This is a genomic window from Streptomyces sp. NBC_01298 (assembly GCF_035978755.1).
In the GTDB taxonomy this organism is placed as follows: Bacteria; Actinomycetota; Actinomycetes; order Streptomycetales; family Streptomycetaceae; genus Streptomyces.
In genome coordinates, this window is sequence record NZ_CP108414.1 from 3,749,797 (window position 1) to 3,773,507 (window position 23,711).

At 73.8% G+C, this 23,711-nt stretch carries 16 protein-coding genes and 1 pseudogene; 8 read left to right on the top strand and 9 right to left on the bottom strand.

Annotation, left to right across the window (positions count from 1 at the left end; genetic code table 11):
* The first annotated feature begins 205 nt into the window (after nt 1-205).
* A complete protein-coding gene (locus tag OG730_RS16780; protein ID WP_327305015.1) occupies nt 206-844 on the top strand; it encodes a hypothetical protein in 639 nt (212 codons plus the stop codon).
* Nucleotides 845-929: 85 nt separating this feature from the next.
* On the opposite strand, the gene purH is transcribed toward OG730_RS16780, so the two are convergent.
* A complete protein-coding gene (gene purH / locus OG730_RS16785; protein ID WP_327305016.1) occupies nt 930-2,510 on the bottom strand; it encodes a bifunctional phosphoribosylaminoimidazolecarboxamide formyltransferase/IMP cyclohydrolase in 1,581 nt (526 codons plus the stop codon).
* A gap of 32 nt (nt 2,511-2,542) precedes the next feature.
* Nucleotides 2,543-3,166 carry a phosphoribosylglycinamide formyltransferase gene (gene purN, locus OG730_RS16790; protein ID WP_327305017.1) on the bottom strand — a complete coding sequence of 208 codons (624 nt, stop codon included), beginning with the start codon at nt 3,164-3,166 and terminating at the stop codon, nt 2,543-2,545.
* A 263-nt stretch (nt 3,167-3,429) separates the two neighbouring features.
* On the opposite strand from purN, the gene OG730_RS16795 reads away from it, so the two are divergent.
* Nucleotides 3,430-4,137 (top strand): hypothetical protein, encoded by a 708-nt coding sequence (locus OG730_RS16795; protein WP_327305018.1) that lies wholly within the window; start codon nt 3,430-3,432, stop codon nt 4,135-4,137.
* Here the strand turns inward: OG730_RS16795 and OG730_RS16800 are convergent.
* A complete protein-coding gene (locus OG730_RS16800) occupies nt 4,134-5,915 on the bottom strand; it encodes a cell division protein PerM (RefSeq protein WP_327305019.1) in 1,782 nt (593 codons plus the stop codon). The genes OG730_RS16795 and OG730_RS16800 overlap by 4 nt on opposite strands.
* A gap of 119 nt (nt 5,916-6,034) precedes the next feature.
* Here OG730_RS16800 and OG730_RS44320 point away from each other — a divergent pair.
* Nucleotides 6,035-6,163: pseudogene (locus tag OG730_RS44320) on the top strand (DNA-directed RNA polymerase sigma-70 factor); the annotation flags it as partial.
* A gap of 708 nt (nt 6,164-6,871) precedes the next feature.
* Nucleotides 6,872-8,944, top strand: a complete 2,073-nt coding sequence (locus OG730_RS16810) for a hypothetical protein (RefSeq protein ID WP_327309629.1) — start codon at nt 6,872-6,874, stop codon at nt 8,942-8,944.
* A gap of 129 nt (nt 8,945-9,073) precedes the next feature.
* Here the strand turns inward: OG730_RS16810 and sucD are convergent, their stop codons facing one another.
* The 5 genes from sucD to OG730_RS16835 form a co-directional block, all read right to left on the bottom strand.
* Nucleotides 9,074-9,967: a succinate--CoA ligase subunit alpha gene (gene sucD / locus OG730_RS16815; protein ID WP_327305020.1), complete on the bottom strand. Its 894-nt coding sequence runs from the start codon at nt 9,965-9,967 to the stop codon at nt 9,074-9,076.
* Nucleotides 9,968-9,988: 21 nt separating this feature from the next.
* Nucleotides 9,989-11,182 (bottom strand): ADP-forming succinate--CoA ligase subunit beta, encoded by a 1,194-nt coding sequence (sucC, locus tag OG730_RS16820; protein WP_327305021.1) that lies wholly within the window; start codon nt 11,180-11,182, stop codon nt 9,989-9,991.
* 376 nt (nt 11,183-11,558) lie between these two features.
* A complete protein-coding gene (locus tag OG730_RS16825) occupies nt 11,559-12,719 on the bottom strand; it encodes a VWA domain-containing protein (RefSeq protein ID WP_327305022.1) in 1,161 nt (386 codons plus the stop codon).
* Between the two features lie 462 nt (nt 12,720-13,181).
* Entirely contained in the window at nt 13,182-15,515 is a 2,334-nt protein-coding gene (locus tag OG730_RS16830) for a DUF5682 family protein (protein ID WP_327305023.1), read from the bottom strand.
* Nucleotides 15,512-16,618, bottom strand: a complete 1,107-nt coding sequence (locus tag OG730_RS16835; RefSeq protein WP_327305024.1) for an ATP-binding protein — start codon at nt 16,616-16,618, stop codon at nt 15,512-15,514. The genes OG730_RS16830 and OG730_RS16835 overlap by 4 nt, the downstream gene beginning before the upstream one ends.
* Before the next feature lie 135 nt (nt 16,619-16,753).
* On the opposite strand from OG730_RS16835, the gene OG730_RS16840 reads away from it, so the two are divergent.
* On the top strand, nt 16,754-18,190 hold the full coding sequence (locus OG730_RS16840) for an SWIM zinc finger family protein (RefSeq protein WP_327305025.1): 1,437 nt from the start codon (nt 16,754-16,756) through the stop codon (nt 18,188-18,190).
* A 212-nt stretch (nt 18,191-18,402) separates the two neighbouring features.
* Nucleotides 18,403-19,983, top strand: a complete 1,581-nt coding sequence (locus OG730_RS16845) for a DUF5691 domain-containing protein (RefSeq protein ID WP_327305026.1) — start codon at nt 18,403-18,405, stop codon at nt 19,981-19,983.
* Nucleotides 19,984-20,294: 311 nt separating this feature from the next.
* Here OG730_RS16845 and OG730_RS16850 read toward each other — a convergent pair whose 3' ends face one another.
* Nucleotides 20,295-20,702, bottom strand: a complete 408-nt coding sequence (locus OG730_RS16850) for a coenzyme B12-dependent isobutyryl CoA mutase small subunit (protein WP_327305027.1) — start codon at nt 20,700-20,702, stop codon at nt 20,295-20,297.
* Nucleotides 20,703-20,884: 182 nt separating this feature from the next.
* Between OG730_RS16850 and OG730_RS16855 the strand changes: the two genes are divergently transcribed.
* Nucleotides 20,885-21,670: an esterase/lipase family protein gene (locus OG730_RS16855; RefSeq protein ID WP_327305028.1), complete on the top strand. Its 786-nt coding sequence runs from the start codon at nt 20,885-20,887 to the stop codon at nt 21,668-21,670.
* A 209-nt stretch (nt 21,671-21,879) separates the two neighbouring features.
* A complete protein-coding gene (locus OG730_RS16860) occupies nt 21,880-23,625 on the top strand; it encodes a M23 family metallopeptidase (protein WP_327305029.1) in 1,746 nt (581 codons plus the stop codon).
* The last annotated feature ends 86 nt before the right edge of the window (nt 23,626-23,711 follow it).

The following is a 23,711-nucleotide window of genomic DNA, read 5'->3' on the forward strand; positions in this document are numbered from 1 at the left end:
ACCTGTCCGGCTTCGTTCCGGCTTCGTTGCACTTGCACAACAAGTGCCGGGCGGACGGCGTCCCGGCTGGACAAGCCCGGTCCGGCCCGACGACGATGCGGGGAAAGTAGTGCCGCGGGCAGTGCCGGGGGGCGGGCCGCACGTCTTGCAGCGACTCCTCCGTGCGTGCCGTGCGTCCCCGCACTTCCACGGAGGAACACCCCACATGAGTTTCGGCGACCCGAACAACCCGTACGCGCAGCAGCCGCAGGGCGGCCAGCCCGCCTACGGCTACCCCCCGCAGGCACCCCAGGGCATCCCGGCCCAGGGCGGCTACGCCTACCCGCAGCAGGCCTACGCGGGCGTCCCCGGCTACCCGGGCTCGCCGATGCCGATGCCCGGTGGGGTCAAGGGGGCGCGGGTCATCCTCTGGATCCTCGGGAGTCTCCAGGCCCTCGCCGGTGTGGTCGTCATCGTCCTCGGGGCCGTGTTCGCCTCCGAGTTCACCGACTCCAGCAGCTCCTCGTCGAGCGACGCGGCCGCCGCCCTCAGCATCGGCTTCGTCATCGCCGGCGTCGTCATCGTCGGCTTCTCGCTGTGGCCGATCCTGACCGCCGCCAAGCTGGGCAAGGGCCGCGGCGGCGTCCGGGTCTCCGGCATCATCTACGGCTCGCTCCAGACCTTCTTCGCCGCAGCCAGCCTGATCATCAACATCGTGACGCTCAACGGCCTGCACGAGTCCGGCGGCGCCCCCCTGCTGATCGCGTTGATCCCCGCCCTGATCTCGCTCGGCCTGGGCCTGTGGATCCTCTTCGGCCTGGCCAACTCGGCCGCGGGCGAGTACTTCCGCCGCCCGCAGTACTGATCACGGCTCCGCTCCGTTCACGGCGAAGGCCGCGACCCGCACTGCTGCGGGTCGCGGCCTTCGCCGTGTACGTCAGCCGTCCGGGTCAGTGGAAGAAGTGACGGGTCCCGGTGAGGTACATCGTCACGCCCGCCGCCTTCGCGGCCTCGATCACCAGCTCGTCGCGCATCGAACCGCCCGGCTGGACCACGGCCTTGATGCCGGCGGCCGTCAGGATCTCCAGGCCGTCCGCGAAGGGGAAGAAGGCGTCGGAGGCGGCGTACGAGCCCTGCGCGCGCTCGGCGCCCGCCCGCTCGACGGCCAGCTTCGCGGAGTCGACGCGGTTGACCTGGCCCATGCCGACGCCGACCGAGGCGCCGTCCTTGGCGAGCAGGATCGCGTTGGACTTGACGGCGCGGCAGGCCTTCCACGCGAAGGCGAGGTCGGCGAGCTCGTCGGCGGAGAGGGCGTCGCCGGTGGCGAGCGTCCAGTTCGCCGGGTCGTCGCCCTCGGCCTGGACGAGGTCGCTCTGCTGGAGCAGCACGCCGCCGGAGATCGGCTTGAGCTCGGCCGGCTGGTGCGGGGTGCCCGCCACCTTCAGGACGCGGATGTTCTTCTTCTTCGCGAGGACCTCGACGGCGCCCGGCTCGAAGTCGGGGGCGACGATGACCTCGGTGAAGATCTCCGCGACCTGCTCGGCGAGCTCGACGCTCACCGGGCGGTTGACGGCGATGACCCCGCCGAAGGCGGAGGCAGTGTCGCAGGCGTGCGCCTTGCGGTGGGCCTCGGCGACGTCCTTGCCCACCGCGATGCCGCACGGGTTGGCGTGCTTGATGATCGCGACGCAGGGCTCTTCGTGGTCGTAGGCGGCGCGGCGGGCCGCGTCGGTGTCCACGTAGTTGTTGTAGGACATCTCCTTGCCGTGCAGCTGCTCGGCGTTGGCGAGCCCGCCCGGCTGCCCGTCCGTGTACAGCGCGGCCGCCTGGTGCGGGTTCTCGCCGTAGCGCAGGGTGGACTTGCGCTCCCAGGCGCCGGCCAGGAACTCGGGCAGTACGGCTTCCGGCTCCGGGGCGTACGCGTTCGTGAACCAGGAGGCCACGGCGACGTCGTACGCGGCGGTGTGCTGGAAGGCCTCGGCCGCGAGCCGCTTGCGGGCGGTGAGGTCGAAGCCGCCGCCCTGGGCCGCGGCGATGACCGCGTCGTAGCGCGCCGGGCTGGTGACCACGGCCACCGACGGGTGGTTCTTGGCGGCGGCGCGGACCATCGAGGGGCCGCCGATGTCGATCTGCTCCACGCACTCGTCCTCGGTCGCGCCCGACCGGACGGTCGCGAGGAAGGGGTAGAGGTTGACGATCACCAGGTCGAAGGGCTCGACGCCCAGCTCGGCGAGCTGGTTGCGGTGGTCCTCCAGGCGCAGGTCGGCGAGGATGCCGGCGTGCACGCGCGGGTGCAGGGTCTTGACCCGGCCGTCGAGGCACTCGGGGAAGCCGGTCAGCTCCTCGACCTTGGTGACGGGCACCCCGGCGGCGGCGATCTTCGAGGCGGTGGAGCCGGTCGAGACGAGGGCGACACCCGCCTCGTGCAGACCGCGGGCCAGCTCTTCCAGGCCCGTCTTGTCGTACACGCTGATGAGCGCGCGCCGGATCGGGCGCTTCGACGCGGCGAGGTCCTCGCCCTCTGCGGTCACGGTCTCTACGGTCCCTGCGGCCTCTGCGGCGGTCACTGGATTGTTACCTTTCGTCCCTCGATGCGGTAGCCGTGCCGGGCCAGGCGCCCCACGACGTCGACGAGCAGCTCGCGCTCGACTTCCTTGATCCGCTCATGGAGAGCGGCTTCGTCCTCTTCGTCCCGAACCTCGACCACACCCTGGGCGATGATCGGACCGGTGTCCACGCCCGCGTCCACGAAGTGGACGGTGCAGCCGGTGACCTTCGCGCCGTAGGCGAGGGCGTCCCGAACGCCGTGGGCGCCCGGGAAGGCCGGGAGGAGTGCGGGGTGGGTGTTGACGAACCGGCCGCCGAAGCGGCCGATGAACTCCGGCCCGACGATCTTCATGAACCCCGCCGAGACCACGAGGTCCGGCGCGTGCGCGTCCGTGGCCTCCGTCAGCGCCGCGTCCCACTCCGCGCGGGTCGCGTACGCCTTGACCGGGCACACGAAGGTGGGGATCCCGGCCTTCTCGGCACGCTCCAGGCCGGCGATGTTCTCGCGGTCGGCTCCCACGGCGACGACTTCGGCGCCGAAGCCCTCGGATCCGCCGGGGTGGGCGTCGATGGCGTCGAGCAGGGCCTGGAGGTTGGTGCCGGATCCGGAGACCAGCACGACCAGGCGGGAGGCGGCCATGGGAGGCCCTTTCTCGTCGAGCGGGGGCGCCTCCCGGCGTGAACCGGGGGCGCGTCGTTCGTCTTGTGCGATCGCATGAAACTCGGGGTCCCCGATATACGGGGGACCCTACGAAGCCACCGACCGCCTGCAACGATACCGGCACACCGGACGGCCCCCGAGGGACGGGGGGACGGGCGGGCGGTAGCGTCTGGCGTACACGCCGTAAACAGGCCTCGGACGTCCCAGCGGGCGTCCACGACACAGGGGATGAAACACACCCGATGCCGGACCGCCCCCAGCCCGACCGTTCCACCGACGACAACCCCTTCGCGGCGCCCCCGGAAGGGCGGCCCGACCAGCTCTGGGAGCCGCGCGCCGGCGGTGACGGCCGCGACCGGCAGAACCCCGGGTCGGGACCGGGCGCGGACCCAGGGTCGGGACCGGCGCGCTGGGACCCCACGGACCCGATCCAGCGGCGGGCGCGGTACGCGCTGCTGGCCGGCATGTGGGGCTTCTTCTTCGGGGTCTTCGGCATCCCGTCGATGGGGCTGCTGCTGGGCGCGCTCGCCCTGTACTGGGGCATCAGCGCGCTGCGCGGGGTCCCGGCGAAGGCGAAGCCCTCAGAGGACGGGGCACAGGGCGCCTCGGGCTCGACCGGCCCGCGCGCCTCGGCGGCGGACATCGGTACGGGTACGGGCCGGGGCGCGGCCACGGACACGGACGCCGCTGCCGATGCGGCGCCCGGAGCGGCCCGGGGCGGACTGGCGGCGATGGGCGCCGCCGCCCGGCCCCAGCGGACGGCGGCGACGAGCGGCCTGGTGACCGCTTCGCTGGCGATCCTGCTGGCCCTGTCCTCGTACGCGGTGCAGCTCACGTACAAGGACTTCTACGTCTGCAAGCAGGACGCCCTCACCAAGGCGGCCGAGCTGCAGTGCAACGACCTGCTGCCGGACAACTTCATCGGCAAGATGCTCGAGGTCCAGCGCTAGTAGGTCGCCTCTCCCGGATCCCGCCGGGCCTGTCCGGGGTCCGTTTCCGGTCCCGCGTCCGTTCCCTCCGGCGGCTTCCGGCGGGTCAGGACGCGGACTCCGGTCACCGGCGGCAGGAGCGGGGCCGGGGGCGCCGCAAGGGGCGCTCCGGCCGCCGCTACGAGTGCTCCGGCCGCCGCTACGAGTGCTTCGGTCGCGGGCGCGACCGCCGTCTCCGGCGGCGGCTCCGCGGGCAGCGCGGGGAGCGGGATCGGGGTCAGGTCCAGTTTGAGGCCGGGCATGACCAGCACGGGGCGCTTCGGCGGTGCGGGCGCCGGCCGGACTCCTGACTCCGGCCCCTGTTCCCGCCCTTGTTCCGGCCCCTCTTTCGGCCCCTCTTTCGAAGACCGGGCCGGGTGCGGCCCGTCACCCTCCGACGGCGTACCGGAGAAGTCCGGGATCAGGGTCCCCGCCGCACGGCGCAGGGCCGCCCAGCGGACCTCGCGGACGCCGCTGTCGTGCCAGCCGTCCCCGGAGCCCTCCCCGGCCAGGCCCCTCGCGGGCCGGTTGCGCCAGGCGTGCACGGTGACGGCCAGCGGGACCGCGAGGAGCAGGGTCCAGCCCAGGGCCGCCCCGCCCGTCTGCCACCACACGGGGCCGAACACGGCCAGCTCCCGGGCTCCGAGCGGCCCGGCCGAAGCCGCGGCGAGGGCGGTCGTCAGCAGGGCGCACACCAGCGCGCCCAGCGCCGCCGTGAGCGCGGTCTCCCCGTACGAGACCTCGCGCGCCCGGCGTACCGCGAACCAGCCCACCGCCAGCCCGGCCACCACCGGCACCGCGCCGACGGCCCAGGTCAGCGGCGTGCCGGGACCCGCCGCGGGCAGCGCCGCGAGCAGCGGGAAGCCCGGCAGCGCGGGCGAGCCGCCGAAGCCGAGCGGGGTCGCGGTGGCCGCGGTGCCCAGCGCGAAGCCGGGGCCGAGGGAGTAGGAGGCACCCCAGACGACGGCGTTCGGGATCAGCGCGAGGGCGAGGAGCAGCACCGCGAAGCGGCCCGACCAGACCCCGGTCAGCGCCGCGAAGGAGCCCTGCACCTCCGCCCCGTGCCAGGCCAGCGATGCACTGACCAGCAGGGCTCCGCCGCCGAGGAGCACCAGCACCCCGCCGGCGCCGGCCCGTAGCGCCAGGGCGTAGCGGGGCCGGGTGAGCCGGCCGGGCAGCGGACCGGCCAGCCGGCCGAGCGGCCTCCCCCGGGACTCCCAGACCCCGCCCGCGGCGGCCAGGGCCGCGACGACCGGGAGGTGCCAGGCCGCGCTGAGGGGGTCGGCGGGCATCGGCCCGGCGGCGGCGTACACGACGGCGAGGGCGCCGACCCCGAGGTAGCCGCAGAGCACCGCGGAGAACACCACGGCCGCGGGCAGCGGCTCCGCGCCCCGGTCCTCCTGCGCGGCGCTGCCCAGCCGGGCGGCGCGCCGGATGAGCAGCGCGGGCAGGGCCACCAGGAGCAACGGGGTCAGGCCGACGGGGGCGGGCACCCCGGAGAGGGTCTCGTAGCGGACGAGGTCGGTCCCGTGGGCGAGCAGCCAGAGGCCCGCGGCGAGGTGCAGGGCGCCGCCGGGGCCGCTGTCGGGGTAGGGGGAGCTGATCCACAGCACGATGACGAGCACGGCGAGGAAGCCGAGCCCCAACACCGCGGCGACGGCGCCACCCACGACACACGCGGCGGCCGCCGGTGAACGGCGCCGTACGGGGGCCCGTGGGGGCGTGGGCAACGAGGTCCCGCGTTCGGTCACTTGGGTCACCCCGCCATGGTGCCAACGACACGCGCTATGGGCGGGTAACAGGCGAATGACCGTGGTGTCGCTCAATATACGTTTATGTACTTTTTCGGTCAGGGCGTCCGGGTCGCGGGGAGTCTGGCATGACACAAAGCGTCACGGAGCTGGGCCTCCCCACCCCGAAGGAACGCCGACGCCTGCGCGAAGCGGCCGACCTGACGCACGAAGAGGTCGCGGCGGCGGTGGGCGTCACCTCGAACACGGTCCGCTCCTGGGAGACCGGCCGCACCCACCCCCGGGGCCGGAAGCTGGAGGCCTACTCCAAGCTCCTGACCCGCCTGGCGGCCGAAGCGTCCCGAACCCCCGCCCCCGCGGGCCCCACGGCCCGAGGCGAGGGCTCGTCGTCCCGGGACGGGTCGGACGGGGGCGCGGACGGAGGGTCAGGCCGGAGGCCTGACCGGGGACCGGACCGCGCCTCGGGCCGGAGCCCAGGCCAGGGGCCTGACCGGGGCTCGGACCAGGGCTCGGACCGGAGCTCGGACCGGGGGACTGACCGGAACTCAGGCCGGAGCCCAGGCCAGGGGCCTGACCGGGGCTCGGACCAGGGCTCGGACCACGACTCGGACCGGAGCTCGGACCGGGGGACTGACCGGAGCCCAGGTCGGGGGCCTGACCGGAATTCGGACCGGGGCTCGGACCGGGGGACTGCCTCCGAAGCGCGCCCGGACCAGGCCGACGCTCCGGAGACGGGCTCCGCCACCGACCGCACGCGGAGCCGGGCGGACAGCACCGGGACGGCGGCGACCGCCGCCGGTACGCCCAACCGGCCGACGCCGCGGCCCGCCTGGGCCAACGGCACGGCCACGCCGCAGAGCGGCGCGAACCCCGCCGGGACTCCAGGGGCTTCGGCCACCGGGTCCACCGCCGGGTCCACCGCCGGTGACTCCACCACAACCGGCCCCGACGGAACGGACACGGACGTGGCGTCAGATCCGGGCGCCACCCCGGGCAGCACGCTCGGCAGCGCCGCCGAGCGCGCCGGCGCGCCTACCGGCGCCGCTCTCGCCGACGCGGGCTCGGGCCCGGAAACGGAATCCGACGCGGATTCAGATGCGGACACGGACACAGACGCGGACGCGGACGCGGACTCGGCGGCTGCCGCAGAGGCCCCCGAGGGACGGTTCGGGCTGCGCATGATGCGCGGGCTCACCCGGCCCGTCGGCGCGCAGACCCGGCCCAAGGCCGCGGTCAAGCGTGCCTCGAAGCCCCCCGTCGGGATGCCCCGGCACGAGGCCAAGTCCCCGGTCAGGGCGGGAGCCGCTACGGGCGGTAGCCATGGCGGAGGCGGCCGTTCGACCCTCCGCCCCGGCGGCCCCGCCCTCCCGAGCACGGCAACGAACACCCCTACGGGCACACCCCCTGACACCGACTCAGCCACCGGACCGAACTCCGAGCCCCGCTCGGGAAAGGCCGCCGGGCCGGGCAGGCGGAACCCCGCCGCACCGGGCCCCGAAGCCGCCACCCGCACGAACACCACCGACCCCGGCTCCGCTGCGACCACCGGTCCCGGCGCCGGTACGGCCACTGGACCGGACTCCGAGCGGGCCTCCGGGCCGGGCTCGGAAGCCGCCGCCCGCACGAAGACCACCAGCCCCGGCTCCGCGGCGGCCACTGGACCCGGCTCCACTGGGACCACCGGACCCGCCTCCGGTGCGGCCACCGGACCGGACTCCCAGCGGGCCACCGCACCGGGCTCCGAAACCACCACCCGCACGAAGACCACCAGCCCCGGCTCCGCGGCGGCCACTGGACCCGGCTCCACTGGGACCACCGGACCGGACTCCGGTGCGGCCACCGGACCGGACTCCGAGCGGGCCACCGGGCCGGGCTCCGGAGGAGGCTCCGACCCGGGCTCCTCCCCCGCGCCGGCCGCGGGGAAGACCTCTGCACGGGCCTCCGGGCCTGACTCCACGTCTGGTTCCGTGCTGGATTCCCCGCCTGACTCTGCGTCTGGCTCCGTGCCCGACTCCGGGCCTGACTCCGCGCTGGATTCCCCGCCTGGCTCCGCGTCCGGCTCCGGGCATCGCTCCGTGCCCGACCCCGGGCATCGCTCCGCGCCCGACCCCGCGTCGGTCGGCAAGGACACCCCACCGGCGGCACCCGGGGAAGGCGCCGCCAAGGCGGGTCCCCCGGCCGCGGCGGCCGGCGCCGACCCTGCCGAGGCCCCCGAGGCCCCCGAGGCCACGCCCACCTCCGCCTTCGACGCCCTCTACGGCCGCACCGCCCCCGCCCTGGCCCGCCAGGCCTACCTCCTCACCGGCCGCCACGCCCTCGCCTGCGAAGCCGTGGAGCGCGCCTTCCAGCTGGCCTGGGACCGCTGGCCCGAGGTCGCCACCGATCCCGATCCGGTGGGGTGGGTGCGCGCGGCCACGTACGAGTACGCGCTCTCCCCCTGGCACCGCTTCCGCCGGTCCCACCGGCACCCGGACGAGCCCCCGGCCGACCCCGCGGACCGCGTCCTCCTGGACGCGATGCTCGAGCTGCCCCCGGCCCACCGCCGCACCGTGCTGCTCTACGACGGCGTCGGGCTCGACCTCCCCGACACCGCCGCCGAGACCGAGGCGTCCACGCCGACCGCGGGCAGCCGGCTCGTCAACGCGCACGCCGACCTCGCCGACGTGCTCCCCGAGCTGGACGGCGTAGCGCCCGCGAAGCAGTCCGCGGTGCTGCGCGAGCGGCTCGGTACGCTGAGGCCGCCCGGGCGGCTGGAGCCGCGCGCGGCGGCCGTCGTACGGCTGTCCGGCGAGCACCGGACCCGGCTGTGGACGCGTGCGGTGGTCGGGGTGTCCGCGGTCATCGCCGCGGCGACGGCCTACACCTGGGTGACCGCTCCAACGGAGTACGAACCTCCGCGCGCCCCCGGCGCGAGCGTGTCGGGCGTGCCCCCGCACAGCGGCCCGCAGCAGCTCACGGACGAGGGCCGCCAGCTCCACGACAAGCTGCTGTCCGATCCGTCGGCCGGACCCTCCCGGATCTCGCCGAGCCTCGAATAGCGGCGCGGCAGACGTCACTCGCGTACCTCGCGTACCTCGCGTACGGAAACGGGCGTGGCCCGCACCCCTCACAGGGTGCGGGCCACGCCCGTCTGCACGTACCGCCGAAGGCGGCTGGTGCTGCCGCTCCTACTTCTGCGCGGCGTTCAGGATCTCGCGCGCCAGCTTCGCGGTCTCGGTCGGCGTCTTGCCGACCTTCACGCCCGCGGCCTCCAGGGCTTCCTTCTTGGCCTGTGCGGTGCCAGAAGAGCCGGAGACGATCGCACCGGCGTGACCCATGGTCTTGCCCTCGGGGGCGGTGAAGCCCGCGACGTAGCCGACGACCGGCTTGGTGACGTTCTTCGCGATGAAGTCCGCCGCACGCTCCTCGGCGTCGCCGCCGATCTCGCCGATCATGACGATCAGGTCGGTGTCGGGGTCCGCCTCGAACGCCTCCAGGGCGTCGATGTGCGTGGTGCCGATGACCGGGTCGCCACCGATGCCGACGGCGGAGGAGAAGCCGATGTCACGGAGCTCGTACATCATCTGGTAGGTCAGCGTGCCCGACTTGGACACGAGACCGATGCGGCCGGGCTTGGTGATGTCGCCCGGGATGATGCCGGCGTTGGACTGGCCGGGGGTGATCAGACCCGGGCAGTTCGGGCCGATGATCCGCGTCTTGTTGCCCTTGCTGGAGGCGTACGACCAGAAGGCGGCGGAGTCGTGCACCGCGATGCCCTCGGTGATGACGACGGCCAGCGGGATCTCGGCGTCGATCGCCTCGACCACGGCGGACTTGGCGAACGCCGGCGGGACGAAGAGGACGGAGACGTTGGCGCCCGTCTTCTCCATCGCCTCGGCGACGGAGCCGAAGACCGGGACCTCGGTGCCGTCGAAGTCGACGGTCGTGCCGGCCTTGCGCGGGTTCACGCCGCCGACGATGTTGGTGCCGTCAGCCAGCATCAGCTTGGTGTGCTTCATGCCCGTGGCACCGGTCATGCCCTGGACGATGACCTTGCTGTCCTTGTTGAGGAAGATAGCCATGTGAGTCTGTGACCTCTGCCCTTACTTCGCAGCCGCGAGCTCGGCGGCCTTGTCGGCCGCGCCGTCCATGGTGTCCACGCGCTGAACCAGCGGGTGGTTGGCGTCCGAGAGGATCTTGCGACCCAGCTCGGCGTTGTTGCCGTCGAGACGGACGACGAGCGGCTTGGTGACCGCCTCGCCCTTCTCCTCCAGCAGGGCCAGCGCCTGGACGATGCCGTTGGCGACCTCGTCACACGCGGTGATGCCACCGAAGACGTTGACGAACACGGACTTGACGTCCGGGTCGCCGAGGATGATCTCGAGACCGTTGGCCATGACGGCGGCGGAGGCGCCACCGCCGATGTCCAGGAAGTTGGCGGGCTTGACGCCGCCGCCATTCACCGACTTGTACGCCTCGCCGGCGTAGGCGACGACGTCGAGGGTGCTCATGACGAGACCCGCGCCGTTGCCGATGATGCCGACCTCGCCGTCGAGCTTCACGTAGTTGAGGTTCTTCGCCTTGGCGGCGGCCTCGAGCGGGTTCGCGGCAGCGTGGTCCACGAACTCCTCGTGGCCCGGCTGGCGGAACTCGGCGTTCTCGTCGAGCGAGACCTTGCCGTCGAGCGCGATGACGTCGCCGTTGGCGACCTTCGCGAGCGGGTTGACCTCGACGAGGAGCGCGTCCTCGGCGATGAAGGTCGCCCACAGGGTCACGAGGACCTCGGCGACCTTCTCGGCGACCTCGGCCGGGAACTGCGCCAGCGCGACGATCTCGCGGGCCTTCTCGATGGTCACGCCCTCGTTGGCGTTCACCGGGACCTTGGCGAGCTTCTCCGGGGTCTCCTCGGCGACCTGCTCGATGTCCATGCCGCCCGCGACCGAGGCCATGGCCAGGAAGGTGCGGTTGGTGCGGTCGAGGAGGTACGAGACGTAGTACTCCTCCAGGATCTCCGGAGCGGTCTCGGCGATCATCACCTTGTGGACCGTGTGGCCCTTGATGTCCATCCCGAGGATGTCCGTCGCACGGGCGACGGCCTCGTCCGGGGTGGCGGCGAGCTTCACGCCGCCGGCCTTGCCTCGGCCGCCGACCTTCACCTGAGCCTTGACGACCGACTTGCCACCCATGCGCTCGGTGGCCTCGCGGGCTGCCTCAGGCGTGTCGATGACTTCACCGGCCAGCACCGGTACACCGTGCTTGGCGAAGAGGTCCCTCGCCTGGTACTCGAACAGGTCCACGCGCGTCCGTCCCTTGTCTTTTTTAAAGATTCGCAGTGATTCGCGGTTGTCTGCTATCTGCGTGGGCGTGCCGCGGAGGGCAACGTGACGGCGCTGTCACAAGGAAGGCGCACACGGTGACCGTGGACGCGGCATGTCCGTCCCGCAGGTTATCCCCGTGGGACGTAGGTCCCTAAATCGCAGATCACACCTGAGCGGTGATACCTGTCACAGATCGCCTCACGGTTGAACTGCGTCTTCGTGCGATCCGCCGATGATCCGCCACGACGGGGCGCCCCCTACGGACCCCCGCACGGGCGGTACGAGGGCGGTACGAGAGCGGCCGGCGGGCGGTACGAAGGCGGTCGGCGGGCGGTACGAAGGCGGTCGGCGGGCGTCACGGGACGGGCAGGGGCCGCTTCTCCAGCGCCGCGGCCATCACCTCCGGGAACAGGTCGGGAGTGCAGGCGAAGGCCGGGGCGCCGAGCGCGGCGAGGGCGGCGGCGTGGTCCCGGTCGTAGGCGGGCGCGCCCTCGTCGGACAGCGCGAGCAGCGTCACGAACTCCACCCCCGCCGCCTTCATCGCCGCGACCCGCTTCAGCATCTCGTCGCGGATGCCCCCCTCATAGAGATCACTGATGAGGACGACGACGGTGTCGGCGGGGCGGGTGATCTTCGACTGGCAGTAGGCGAGCGCGCGGTTGATGTCGGTGCCGCCGCCCAGCTGGGTACCGAAGAGCACGTCGACGGGATCGTCGAGCTGGTCGGTCAGATCGACCACCGCCGTGTCGAAGACGACCAGCCGGGTCGCGATCGACCGCATCGAGGCCAGCACCGCCCCGAAGACGGAGGCGTAGACGACGGACGCCGCCATCGAACCCGACTGGTCGATGCACAGCACGACCTCCTTCTTCACCGCCCGCGCGGCGCGGCCGTACCCGACGAGCCGCTCGGGAACGACGGTCCGGTGCTCGGGCAGGTAGTTCTTCAGGTTCGCCCGGATGGTCCGGTCCCAGTCGATGTCCGCGTGCCGCGGCCGGCTGATCCGCGCGGACCGGTCGAGCGCGCCCGTCAGGGTCGCCCGTGTCCGGCTGGCGAGCCGCTTCTCCAGCTGCTCCACCACCTTGCGGACGACGGCGCGGGCGGTCTCCCGGGTGGTCTCGGGCATGGCCTTGTTGAGGGAGAGCAGGGTGCCGACGAGGTGTACGTCCGGCTCCACCGCCTCCAGCATCTCGGGCTCGAGCAGCAGCGCGGACAGGCCGAGCCGCTGGATCGCGTCCCGCTGCATGACCTGGACCACGGAGGTGGGGAAGTAGGTCCGGATGTCCCCGAGCCAGCGCGCCACCCGGGGCGCGGACCCCCCGAGCCCGGCCGACCGCTCCCCCGCCCGCTTGCGGCCGCCGCCCTCAGCCCCGTAGAGCGCCCCGAGCGCGGCATCCATCCCGGCATCCGCCCCGCTCAGCGCACACCCGGTCCCGTCCCCCTCTCCCCCACCGAGCACCATCCGCCACCGCCGCAACCGCTCCGCGCCGCCGCCACTCACGTCTGCACCAGCCATCTCCATCGGTCCCGCCCCTCACTCTCGTCACACCCATCAACCTGCGCCGACCGGCACGGGCCATCCCCCGACCGATACCGCTGCGCGGGGCGGGGTTCCCCTACCCGCCCTTCCGCCATTCGCCAGACTCCGTCCGGGGGACCCCCAGCCGGGCGCTGCCCGGACCCCGGTCCTCAACGCCGGCGAAGATCCAGCCCCTCCGGCGTTTGAGGAGCGGGTTCCCGGGGGCTGGCCCCCGGGAACGGCACCGCACCCGGCAGGGGGCACCTCCCAGCGGTAGCTGGGGAAGGGTCCGGGGCGGAGCCCCGGGGAACGGCGGAAGGGCGGGTAGGGGACTCCGCCCCGCGCACCGGCCCACCGCAGCCGCCCCGCCGGGTCCGGGCCGGCCCGGACCGCTGCGGCGCCCGGCCCCGGCCACTGCGGTCCGGCCCCGGCCACTGCGGCCCCGCCCCGCCAGGGCGGTCAGCCCCCCGGACCCGCCAGCAACAGGTGGACCAGGTCCACCACCGCGTCCGCCCGGACCGGGTCCAGCTCGGAACCGAAGCCGGCCGGCGCCGCCCCGGCCCTCGCCCCGGCCGGGCCCCCGCCCGGCCCCCGCCGCACCAGCTCCCCCAGACTCCGCCGCACCCCCGCCTCGTACCCGCCGAAGGTCCTCCGCAGCAACGGCAGCACATCGACGAACGCCCGCTCCGGCACCGACACCAGCCAGCCGTCGATCAGCCCCAGCAGCCGCTCGTCGTGCACGAGCAGCGTGCCGCCGCCCGAGCCCCCGCCCGCGAACCCCTCGATCCAGCCCGCCGCGTCGGCCGGCGCGCACGCCGGGGACAGCGAGAGCCCCATCAGCCGCGCGGTCTCCTCCGGCGGCAGCCGCCCGTCGTCGAGCAGCAGCCGCGCCGCCCGCCCGCGTATCAGCCCCGGAACGGTGTCCCGCCCGGCCAGCGTCCGCAGCACCGCCGCCCAGCGCTCCCGCAGCCCGTCCGCGTCGACCGCCTCCAGCAGCCCGATCGCGCCGTGCACGCCGTCCACGTGCCCGCGCAGCTCCTGCGCCGCGTCGGCGTCCAGCCCCGCCGCGCAGGCCGGCGGCAGGGCCACGCATATCCGCTCCGCGAGCCCGGCCGCCACCGTCCCCAGCGCCGCCGCGTCGGTGCCCCGTACGTCCCCATAGCGCAGCGAGCGCGCCAGCGCGGGCAGGGCCTTGGCCAGTCCCGCCACATCGGTGTCCAGCGCGGCCCGGTCGGCGAGGGCCCGCAGGACGGCGGGCAGCGCCCCGGAGAGCCCGGCCAGCAGGCACCGCTCCGCCAGGGCGGTGACCTCGCCCAGCTCCCCGGCGCCCGCCGCGTCGGCCTCGGCCCTGGCGGTGGCCGCCCCGAGGACGGTGGTCCCCCAGATGCCGGCTTCGGCGACCCGTACCGCGAGCTCCGGTTCCCAGCGCAGGCGCCAGGTCTCGCGGAAGGTGCCGGTGCTCCCCCGGGAGGCCGTCGGGACGCCCCAGTCGATGCCGAGCAGCCGCAGCCGGTGCAGCAGCAGGGACTTGGCCGCGTCGGTGTCCTTGCGCAGGTCGAGCTCCAGCTCCCGGTCCTGCGCCTCGGGCTTGATCCGCAGCGAGCGCTGCTGTCGGGTCAGGTCGCGCTGGAGCGGTACGACGGGCGCCGTGTCGGGGACTTCGCCGAGCACGTCGCCGACGACGAGCCGGTCCTCGATCAGCGCGAGCGGTATGTCGGAGCCGTCGCACATCACGGACCGGACCGCTTCCAGGGTCTCCGTGAGCCCCGGCACCGGCCGGCCCCGCATGGCGGCGAGGGTGTCGGCGAGCCGGACCGCCTCGATGACGTGGGCCGGGGACACGTGCCGGTCCTCCTCGCGGAGCAGGCCCGCGACCTTGGTCAGCCAGCGCTCGACGGGCCGGTCCCGGGCCGCGAAGAGGTGTGCGTACCAGCCGGGCGAGGTGATGCCCGCGCCGTACCCCCCGGCCCGGGCGAGGCGCCGGTGGGTCCAGGGCACCCAGGTGGTCTCCACCTTGACCCTGGGCAGCCCGGTGAGGAGGGCCTTGTCCGCGGCCGCGGTGGTCTTCGCCCGCAGGGCCGGGACGTGCCAGGCCCCGCAGACCACGGCGTAGTCCTCGCCGAACTCCCGGCGCGCGGCCCGCATCCGCTGCCGCATGTACGCCTCGCGCACCAGGTCCCGGTGGTGGCCGCCCGCCCCGTACTCCTCGCGCAGGGCGCCCATGGCCTCCCCCAGAGCCTCGAACACGCCCAGCGGGTCGGCCGCCGGCCCGGCCCCGCCGCGGTGCTCGACCACGTCCTCCCACCACCGCTCGGGGTCCTCGTACCCGGCGGTCTCCGCCAGCACGCCCAGCGGGTCCAGCCGTACGGACCCGGGCGCCGCCCCGTACCCCTCTCCGGGCCCCTCCCCGTCCGGGTCCCCTCCCGCTCCCCCGCCCTCGACTGTCTCCCCGTCCTCCGGTACGGCCAGGGAGTGCGCGGCCGGGAGGTCGATGAACCGGACCGGCACCTCCCGCTCCTGCGCCCACCGGATGGCGGCCCACTCCGGGGAGAAGTCGGCCAGCGGCCAGAACGCGGCCCGGCCGGGATCGTCGGCCGCGTGGGCGAGGAGCGCGACGGGCGGCCGCATCCCCGGGTCCGCGGCCAGCGGGAGCAGGGCGTCCCCCTCCGGCGGGCCCTCGATCAGCACCGCCGCGGGCCGGGCCGCGTCCAGGGCGGCCCGCACGGCACGGGCCGAGCCGGGTCCGTGGTGCCGTACGCCCAGCAACAGCGGACCCGCCGTCCCCCCACTCACGCCGTCACCTCCCGGCAGGCCCGGTAGAAGTCCTTCCAGCCGTCGCGCTCGCGGACCACGGCCTCCAGGTACTCCTGCCAGACGACCTGGTCGGCGGCCGGGTCCCGGACGACGGCCCCGAGGATCCCCGCGGCCACGTCGGAGGGACGCAGGACGCCGTCCCCGAAGTGGGCCGCCAGGGCCAGGCCGCCCGTGACCACGGAGATGGCCTCGGCGGTGGACAGGGTGCCGCTGGGCGACTTGACCTTCGTGCGCCCGTCGACGGTGACTCCGCCGCGCAGCTCGCGGAAGACGGTGACCACGCGCCGGATCTCCTCCAGCCCTTCCGGGGCGGCGGGCAGGTCGAGGGCGCGGCCCATCTGGTCGACGCGGCGGGCGACGATGTCGACCTCGGCGTCGGCGGTGGCGGGCAGCGGCAGGACGACGGTGTTGAAGCGCCGGCGCAGCGCGCTGGAGAGCTCGTTGACCCCGCGGTCTCGGTCGTTGGCGGTGGCGATGAGGTTGAAGCCGCGCACGGCCTGCACCTCCTGGCCAAGCTCCGGTATCGGGAGCGTCTTCTCGGACAGGACGGTGATGAGGGTGTCCTGGACGTCGGCGGGGATCCGGGTGAGCTCCTCGACGCGGGCGGTCATGCCCTCGGCCATGGCCCGCATGACCGGGCTCGGTACGAGTGCTTCGCGGCTCGGGCCGTGGGCGAGGAGGCGGGCGTAGTTCCAGCCGTAGCGGATGGCCTCCTCCGGGGTGCCGGCGGTGCCCTGGACGAGGAGGGTGGAGTCTCCGCTGACGGCCGCGGCAAGGTGCTCGGACACCCAGGTCTTGGCGGTGCCGGGCACTCCGAGGAGCAGCAGCGCGCGGTCGGTGGCGAGGGTGCTGACGGCGACTTCGACGATCCGGCGCGGGCCGACGTACTTGGGCGTGATGACGGTGCCGTCTTCGAGCGTGCCGCCCTGCAGGTACGTCGCCACGGCCCACGGGGAGAGTTTCCAGCGGGCCGGGCGGGGCCGGTCGTCGGCGGCCTCCAGGGCTTTCAGTTCGTGTGCGAAGGCGTCTTCGGCGTGCGGTCGCAGCGCCTCTGCGGTGGTCTCGTTCCCGGTCGTGGCCATGGTCCCCCTCCAATGCTCCGCAGCCGCTCGACGACTGCTGGAACCACGATGCACCCGACCACTGACAACGCCCCTGAGAAGAGGCGTCGTTGCAGGTCAGAGCGATTGTCAGTGGGGGTCTCTACGGTGGAACACATGACTGAGCAGGGGGTCCGCTGGACGGCGGAACAGGTACTGGCTCTGGCTCCTGACGATGCCTCACGCAAGGCGGGGGCCAGACTCGGCGGCGCGGGGCCGTGGTCACAAACCGGAGGTTCCGCTTCCGGCGCGGTGTGGGGGTTGTGCAAGGGCAGCGGCAGCAAGCCGTACCGGACGGTCGCCGACCTGTCCGGCCCGGCGTACAAGTGCTCTTGCCCGAGCCGGAAGTTCCCGTGCAAGCACGCACTGGGCCTGCTGCTGCTCTGGGCCGCGGAGGGGCTCGACGACGCGGCCGGCACCTCGACCGGAACCTCCACCGAGGCTCCGGACTGGGCCGACGAGTGGCTCGCGGAGCGGGCGGCGAAGGCCGCGCGCCCCGCCGCCGACCGCTCGGACCGGGCCGCTCCGGCCGACGCCGAAGGGGCCCGCAAGCGGGCCGAGCGGCGGGCAGCCCGGATCGGCGCGGGCGTCACCGAGCTGGAGCAGCGGCTCGCCGACCTGGTGCGCGGCGGCCTCGCCGGTCAGGAGCGGGCGGGATACGCGGCCTGGGAGGAGACCGCCGCCCGGATGGTCGACGCCCAGGCACCCGGACTGGCGACGCGGGTGCGGGAGTTGGGGACGATACCCAGTTGCGTCACCGGCTGGCCCGCCCGGATGCTGGAGGAGGCCGCGCTGCTGCACCTGCTGGACCGGGCCTGGCTCGGCGTTTCCGGATTGCCGGAGCCGCTGGCCGCGACGGTCCGCAGCCGCCTGGGACTGCAGCCCCGGACGGAAGGCGAGGCCGTACGGGACCACTGGCTGGTGCTGGCCCAGTACGACACGGCGTCACCGGACGGCCGTCTCACCACCCGCCGGATATGGCTGCGCGGGCTGGCGAGCGGGCGGCCGGCTCTGGTCCTGGACTTCGGCCCGCCCGGGCGACCGCCGGGGCTGGCGCTGCCGGTCGGTTTGGTGCTGGAGGCGGAAGCCCGCTTCCGGCCCGGCTCCGCGGGGCTGCGCGCGGATCTCGGGGAGAGGTTCGGGCCGGCCGCACCGTGCCGGACCGCGCCGACCGGCGTGAGCACGACCGCGGCACTGGAGGCGTACGGCGCGGCACTGCGCGAGGACCCCTGGCTGGAGTCCTGGCCGGTGGTGCTCGGCCCGGTGGTGCCGATACCGGGGGGACCACAAGGGGGACGACAGGAGGGAGCGCAAGACGACCGAGACGGGCCACAACAGCCCAATGAATCATGGCAGTTGGCGGACGCGGAGGGGACATCCGCCCTGCCCGTGCCCCTGACCGGGGCCGGGAGCCGGACCGGGACCGGGCTGTGGCAGCTGGCCGCGCTCTCGGGGGGCGGCCCGTTGACGGTGTTCGGCGAATGCGGACACCGCGGATTCACCCCGCTGACGGCCTGGCAGCCGGGCTCCTCGGAGCCGGTGGTACTGGGCTGAGCGGGCGGCAGGGGGAAGGCGGCGGCGCGGGGGCGCCGACGTATTCGAAACGAGTGAGCCGGGGGGCTTTCATGGACGACAACCACGCCAGTTGAGGCCATAGGCACGGCCGTCTGCCTGTCTGTGCCACAGGAAAACAAGCTGCTCCGGTCCCGCGGAGGGGGCGGGACCGGAGCCGGGCACGGCACGCGAAGGAAAAGGGAGGGGAACCGGTGAACACGACGACGCACACGACCAGTGAATCGACGGACACGGCCTACGCGGACGGGAGCTGGGACGAGCTGGTGGGCGCGGCGCTGCTGGGTACCGAGCGGCGCCGGGGCAGTCCCGGCGCCCTGCTCGCGGCCGCGGCCGTGCAGACCGTACGGCGCCGGGCCGGGCTGAGACCCGCCGAGGCGGGACCCCGGCCCGAACCCGCGCCGCACGACCCGCGTCCCGAGCCGCCGGAGCCGGCCCGGCGGCGGCTCGCGCAGTTGCTGGCGGGCCGGGCCGGAGCGGGCAGCGGTAGCGGGCGCCGGGGGGCCGCCCCCGACCTGACGGAGCTGCTGCCCCAGTGGCTGGCCGCCGCCGGACAGCACGGCTACCGGGCACCGGCCTCGCTGGTGCCCGCGCTGCTGGACGTGGCCCGGGCCCGTAGCGACCTCCGCCCGCAGGCGCTGGCCCTGACCGGGCCCCGTGGGCTGTGGCTGGCCCGGCTCAATCCGGACTGGCGGTTCGCGCTGCGCGGGGGGTCCGGGGGCGCCGGCGAACTGCCCGACGCCGAGGACGCGGTGGCGGTGGAACGGTTGTGGCAGGAGGGGCTGTTCGCGGAGCGGGTCGCACTGCTCGGTCTCGTACGGGCCCACGAGGCGGCCGCCGGACCGCGGCTGCTGGAGACCACGTGGAGCACCGAACGGGCCGAGGACCGGCTGATGTTCCTCGACTCCTTGCGGGTGGGGCTGTCGGCGGGCGACGAGCCGTTCCTGGAGGCGGCGCTCGGCGACCGCAGCCGCAATGTCCGGGCGACCGCCGCCGAGCTGCTGTCCGCGCTGCCGACCTCGGCGCTGGCCGGCCGGATGGCGGAGCGCGCGCTGGCCTGCGTCGGCCCGGAGGGGGTGACGCCGCCGGCCGAGTGCGATGCGGGGATGCTGCGCGACGGCGTGGTCAAACGGCCGCCGGCCGGTCGCGGGGAGCGGGCCTGGTGGCTGGGGCAACTGGTGGAGTCGGCGCCGCTGTCGTGCTGGCGGGAGCGGTTCGGGGGGCTCGGCCCGGCGGAAATCGTGGCGCTGCCGGTGGCCGAGGGCTGGGCGGAGGAACTCCACGCGGCCTGGTGCCGGGCCGCGGTCCGCCAGGGCGACCCCGCATGGTCCCAGGCCCTGCTCAGCTCGGCCTCCGCACCACCCGCGGCGGGCCCGGCGACGGCGTCGCTGGCGGAACGGGCGAAGCTCCTGTCGATCCTCGGGGAGGAGGAACGAGCCGCCTGGGTAGCGGAGTTCATACGCACACACGGGCTGTCGGAGGCGTTCCAACTGCTCGGGGTGTGCGTGGTGCCGTGGGCGGGGGCGCTGGGGAGAGCGGTGATCGAGGCGCTGGACTCCGCGCGGGAGGCGGGCGGCTACCCGTGGAGCTTCAGCGGGGTGATGGGACTGGCCGAGCGATGCCTTGATCCGGCGGAGGCCGGGCGGCTCGATGTGCTGGCGGCGGAGCCGGTGGAGGAGGGTGCGGCGGCGTACTGGTCGGAAGCCTTCCAGCGCCTGGTCGCCACCCTGCACCTGCGTGCCGCACTCCACACGGAACTAGCCCCAGCCGACTGAAGACACCCCGGCCGGGACTCAATTTCCCCCAGCCGGGGTCGGGGGCTGCGTAGCGGGGGCGGGGACGGGGGCGGGGTGGGGTGTTGGCCGGGACGTAAAGCGTGATTTGTGGCGCACTACTCGGGATCACTGTCGAAGCAGCGGGCAGGGCGCCTAAATCATGCAGTCCAGGCCGACACCCCACCCCCCCCCCGGCACCGACCCCCACCCGCAGCAAGCACCACACCGGCACAACCCCAGCCCCGCCGGCGATTGAGGCGCAGGGGCCCGGGGACAGCGTCCCCGGCAACGGCGCCGCGCCAGACCCCCAGCTACACCGGCTGGCGGACGTGCGCCCGCACCCACTCCACGATGGCCGTGGTCGTCGCCCCCGGAGTGAAGATCTCGGCCACGCCCTTCTCCTTCAGCGGAGCGATGTCCGCCTCCGGAATGATCCCGCCGCCGAACACCTTGATGTCCTCCGCGTCGCGCTCCGCGAGGAGTTCCAGCACGCGCGCGAACAGCGTGTTGTGCGCGCCCGACAGGATCGACAGACCGATCGCGTCGGCGTCCTCCTGGATCGCCGTGTCGACGATCTGTTCGGGGGTCTGGTGGAGGCCGGTGTAGATGACCTCCATGCCCGCGTCCCGCAGGGCCCGCGCGATCACCTTGGCGCCTCGGTCGTGGCCGTCGAGGCCCGGCTTGGCCACCACCACACGGATCGGACCGGTCACACCCATCGCACTGCCTCCCGAGTGAACGAACGTTAAGTACAGCATTGCGCACACCCCCGTTTCGCGGTCAACCACGAGGGGGAAATCACACGTGGGATGGCGTACCACCGCTCCGCGCCGACAGCCGCACGGCACGGGGCGGTCGGACGCCCCGGTCCCGAGTCACCAGGACCTACGGGGGGTCGTCCATGGGGCTGACCATGTCCGGGGCCGCGCTGCGGGCCGGCGTACTGGAAGCGATCGTGCTCGGCGGGCACATTTTGCTCTATCCCACCGGAGTCCTACCAGAGCGACCCGCCGCCACCACGACGACGACCACAACAACAACCACCCACGACCGCCCACCGGTGGTGCTGCTCCACGGGTTCACCGACAACCGCTCCGTCTTCGTCCTGCTGCGCCGCGCCCTCGGGGCAGACGGCCGGCGGCAGGTGGAGGCGTACAACTACTCCCCCTTCACCCGCGACCTGCGCGTCACGGCCCGGCACCTCGCCCGCCGCGTCGAGGAGCTGTGCGAGCGCACGGGTCAGGACCGGGTGGACCTGGTGGGGCACAGTCTCGGCGGACTGGTCGGGCGGTACTACGCCCAGCGCCTCGGCGGCGACGCGCGCGTCCGCACGCTCGTCACGCTCGGCACCCCGCATTCCGGCACCCGCGTGGCGCCCTTCATGGACGCGCACCCCCTGGTCCGGCAGATGCGCCCGGATTCCGCGGTGATCGCCGAACTGCGCGCACCCGCGCCCGGCGGCCGGACCCGGTACGTGGCGTTCTGGAGCGAGTTCGACGAACTGATGGACCCGACCGGCACGGCCCGAATCGAGCACCCGGACCTGCTCGTGGAAAACGTGCAGGTCACCGGCATCGGGCATCTCGCCCTGCCCGCGCACCCCACCGTCATCGCAGCGGTCCGGCGCGCACTCGACGGGCCCAGGCCGACCGCCCTCCCCCACCCCGACGCCGCCTCCGTCGCCTGACCGGCCCGGCCGGCCTACCGACCGACCCGACCGGCCGACCCGACCGGCGGGCCCGACCGGCCGACCCGACCGGCGGGCCCGACCGACCGGCCCGGCCGGCCGAACGCCCCGCCGCGCCCTCGACCGCGGGAGCGAATAACGACCCCCAGTCGAACGTTTTTCGAACTCAAGGCCAAGGGTGGGTCTTCAGCCGACCGAAAGGCGGCCGAATGCCCGGTTCCGCCGAGCACAAATCCCTCCGAAGATTGTCGTTGCGAGTAACCGCCGGGTACAGTCACGCCACTGCTCTCCTCCGAGGACCCCACATTCCTCGGCCACCCAGGCCCCCCGCTGCCGAGGCGAAAGAGAAGTTGGTGAACGACCGCCCCTCGTCGGGCCAGTACCCCGATTTCGGGTACGACGGCCTTTCCACCACCACCTTCGCTGGCGATTCAGCGTTCACGCCCTATGAAACGCAGGGTCAGGGCTACAACTACGGCGCCACCTACGGTTCCTACGACACCGGCTCGTACGACACCACGGCATGGACCGCCCCCCAGAACGGCTACACACAGCAGTCCGCCGACGGATATGGCGGCTACGCCGCCCACGACGGCTACCTCTCGACCGTCCCCACGCAGGGCGGCGTCTCCCTGGACTATCAGTCCACCGCTTTCGGCTACGACACCTCCGCCGAGCAGACCGGCCACTGGTCGGTCCCCGGCTACGGCACCGAGACCGGCACCTACGACGCCACCGCCTGGAACACGGCCCCCGAGCAGACCTACGGCTACAGCGGCTACGAGCAGCAACAGCCGCAGCAGCAAGTACCGGAGCCGGCGCAGGATCAGGCCTACACCCAGGCCTACACCCAACCCGATGAGCAGCAGTACGCCTACGACTACGGGTACGAGGCCTACGCCGCCGCCCCCTCGCCCCAGGGCGAGACGGCCTACACCGAGACCGCCGTCTTCGACTTCCTCCCCGCCGATGTCGGCGCCGAGGCGCACATCGAGACCGCGGACGCGGATACGGACGCGAACCTCGACCTGGACCCCGACCTGGACCTCGACCTGGACCTGGACGCCCAGGTACACGATCTCCCCACCCAGGCCATGCCCGTCACCCCGGCCGCGCCGGACGGTCCGCGCCCCTCGCGCCGCGCCGGTTCCAAGCCCGGCTCGAAGCCCGTCGCCAAGGCGGGCAAGGCGAGTACCGCCAAGGCCGGTGCCAACAACCGCCGTCGCACCCCGGCCAAGCGTTCCGCGCTGCTGACCGTGGCCGTTCCCTCGGCCTGCGTGATGGGTGTCGCGGGTGTGGCCGCCGCCTCCGTGGGCGGGCTCACCGGTACGGAGAAGCCGTCCGAGGAGACCACCACCCTGGCCGCGCCCGACCCGGCCTCCATCAAGCCGGTCGCGGCGAACAGCAAGCTCGACACGCAGCTCACCGCCCTCAGCGCCGACGCCGGCGACTTCGCCGACCGCGCGAGCCGCACCCAGGAACGCATCGACCTGCGCCTGCGCCAGGACGAGGAGAAGAAACGGAAGGCGGAGGAGGCGGCGGCCAAGGAAGCGGCCCGCCCCAAGTTCGCGCTCCCCGTCGCACGGCACGGTCTGAGCGCCGGCTTCGGCCAGGCGGGCGTCAACTGGATGTCCGTGCACACCGGCATCGACTTCCCGGTGTCCTACGGGACTTCGGTCATGGCCGCCACCGACGGCACCGTGCGCAGCCAGTGGAACTCCGCCTACGGCAACATGGTGATACTCACCGCCGCCGACGGCACCGAGACCTGGTACTGCCACCTCAGCAGCGCCAAGATCCGCTCCGGCAAGGTCAAGGCCGGCGACGTCATCGCGTACTCCGGCAACTCCGGCAACTCCACCGGCCCGCACCTCCACTTCGAGGTGAGGCCGGGCGGCGGCTCCCCGGTCGACCCGCAGGCATGGCTGCGCGCCAAGGGCCTGAACCCGAACTGAGGCAGTGCACGACGCGGAACCACTACGCGGAACGTGGAAGGGCCCGCCCCCTGAGGGGCGGGCCCTTCCACGTCGGCTACGGAACC

Bases quoted from the DNA above. Each gene is read 5' to 3' on its own strand.
- OG730_RS16780 (WP_327305015.1), top strand. From the start codon at position 206: ATGAGTTTCGGCGACCCGAACAACCCGTACGCGCAGCAGCCGCAGGGC.
- purN (WP_327305017.1), bottom strand. From the start codon at position 3,166: ATGGCCGCCTCCCGCCTGGTCGTGCTGGTCTCCGGATCCGGCACCAAC.
- OG730_RS16795 (WP_327305018.1), top strand. From the start codon at position 3,430: ATGCCGGACCGCCCCCAGCCCGACCGTTCCACCGACGACAACCCCTTC.
- sucD (WP_327305020.1), bottom strand. From the start codon at position 9,967: ATGGCTATCTTCCTCAACAAGGACAGCAAGGTCATCGTCCAGGGCATG.
- OG730_RS16825 (WP_327305022.1), bottom strand. From the start codon at position 12,719: ATGGCTGGTGCAGACGTGAGTGGCGGCGGCGCGGAGCGGTTGCGGCGG.
- OG730_RS16835 (WP_327305024.1), bottom strand. From the start codon at position 16,618: ATGGCCACGACCGGGAACGAGACCACCGCAGAGGCGCTGCGACCGCAC.
- OG730_RS16840 (WP_327305025.1), top strand. From the start codon at position 16,754: ATGACTGAGCAGGGGGTCCGCTGGACGGCGGAACAGGTACTGGCTCTG.
- OG730_RS16850 (WP_327305027.1), bottom strand. From the start codon at position 20,702: ATGGGTGTGACCGGTCCGATCCGTGTGGTGGTGGCCAAGCCGGGCCTC.
- OG730_RS16855 (WP_327305028.1), top strand. From the start codon at position 20,885: ATGGGGCTGACCATGTCCGGGGCCGCGCTGCGGGCCGGCGTACTGGAA.
- OG730_RS16860 (WP_327305029.1), top strand. From the start codon at position 21,880: ATGCCCGGTTCCGCCGAGCACAAATCCCTCCGAAGATTGTCGTTGCGA.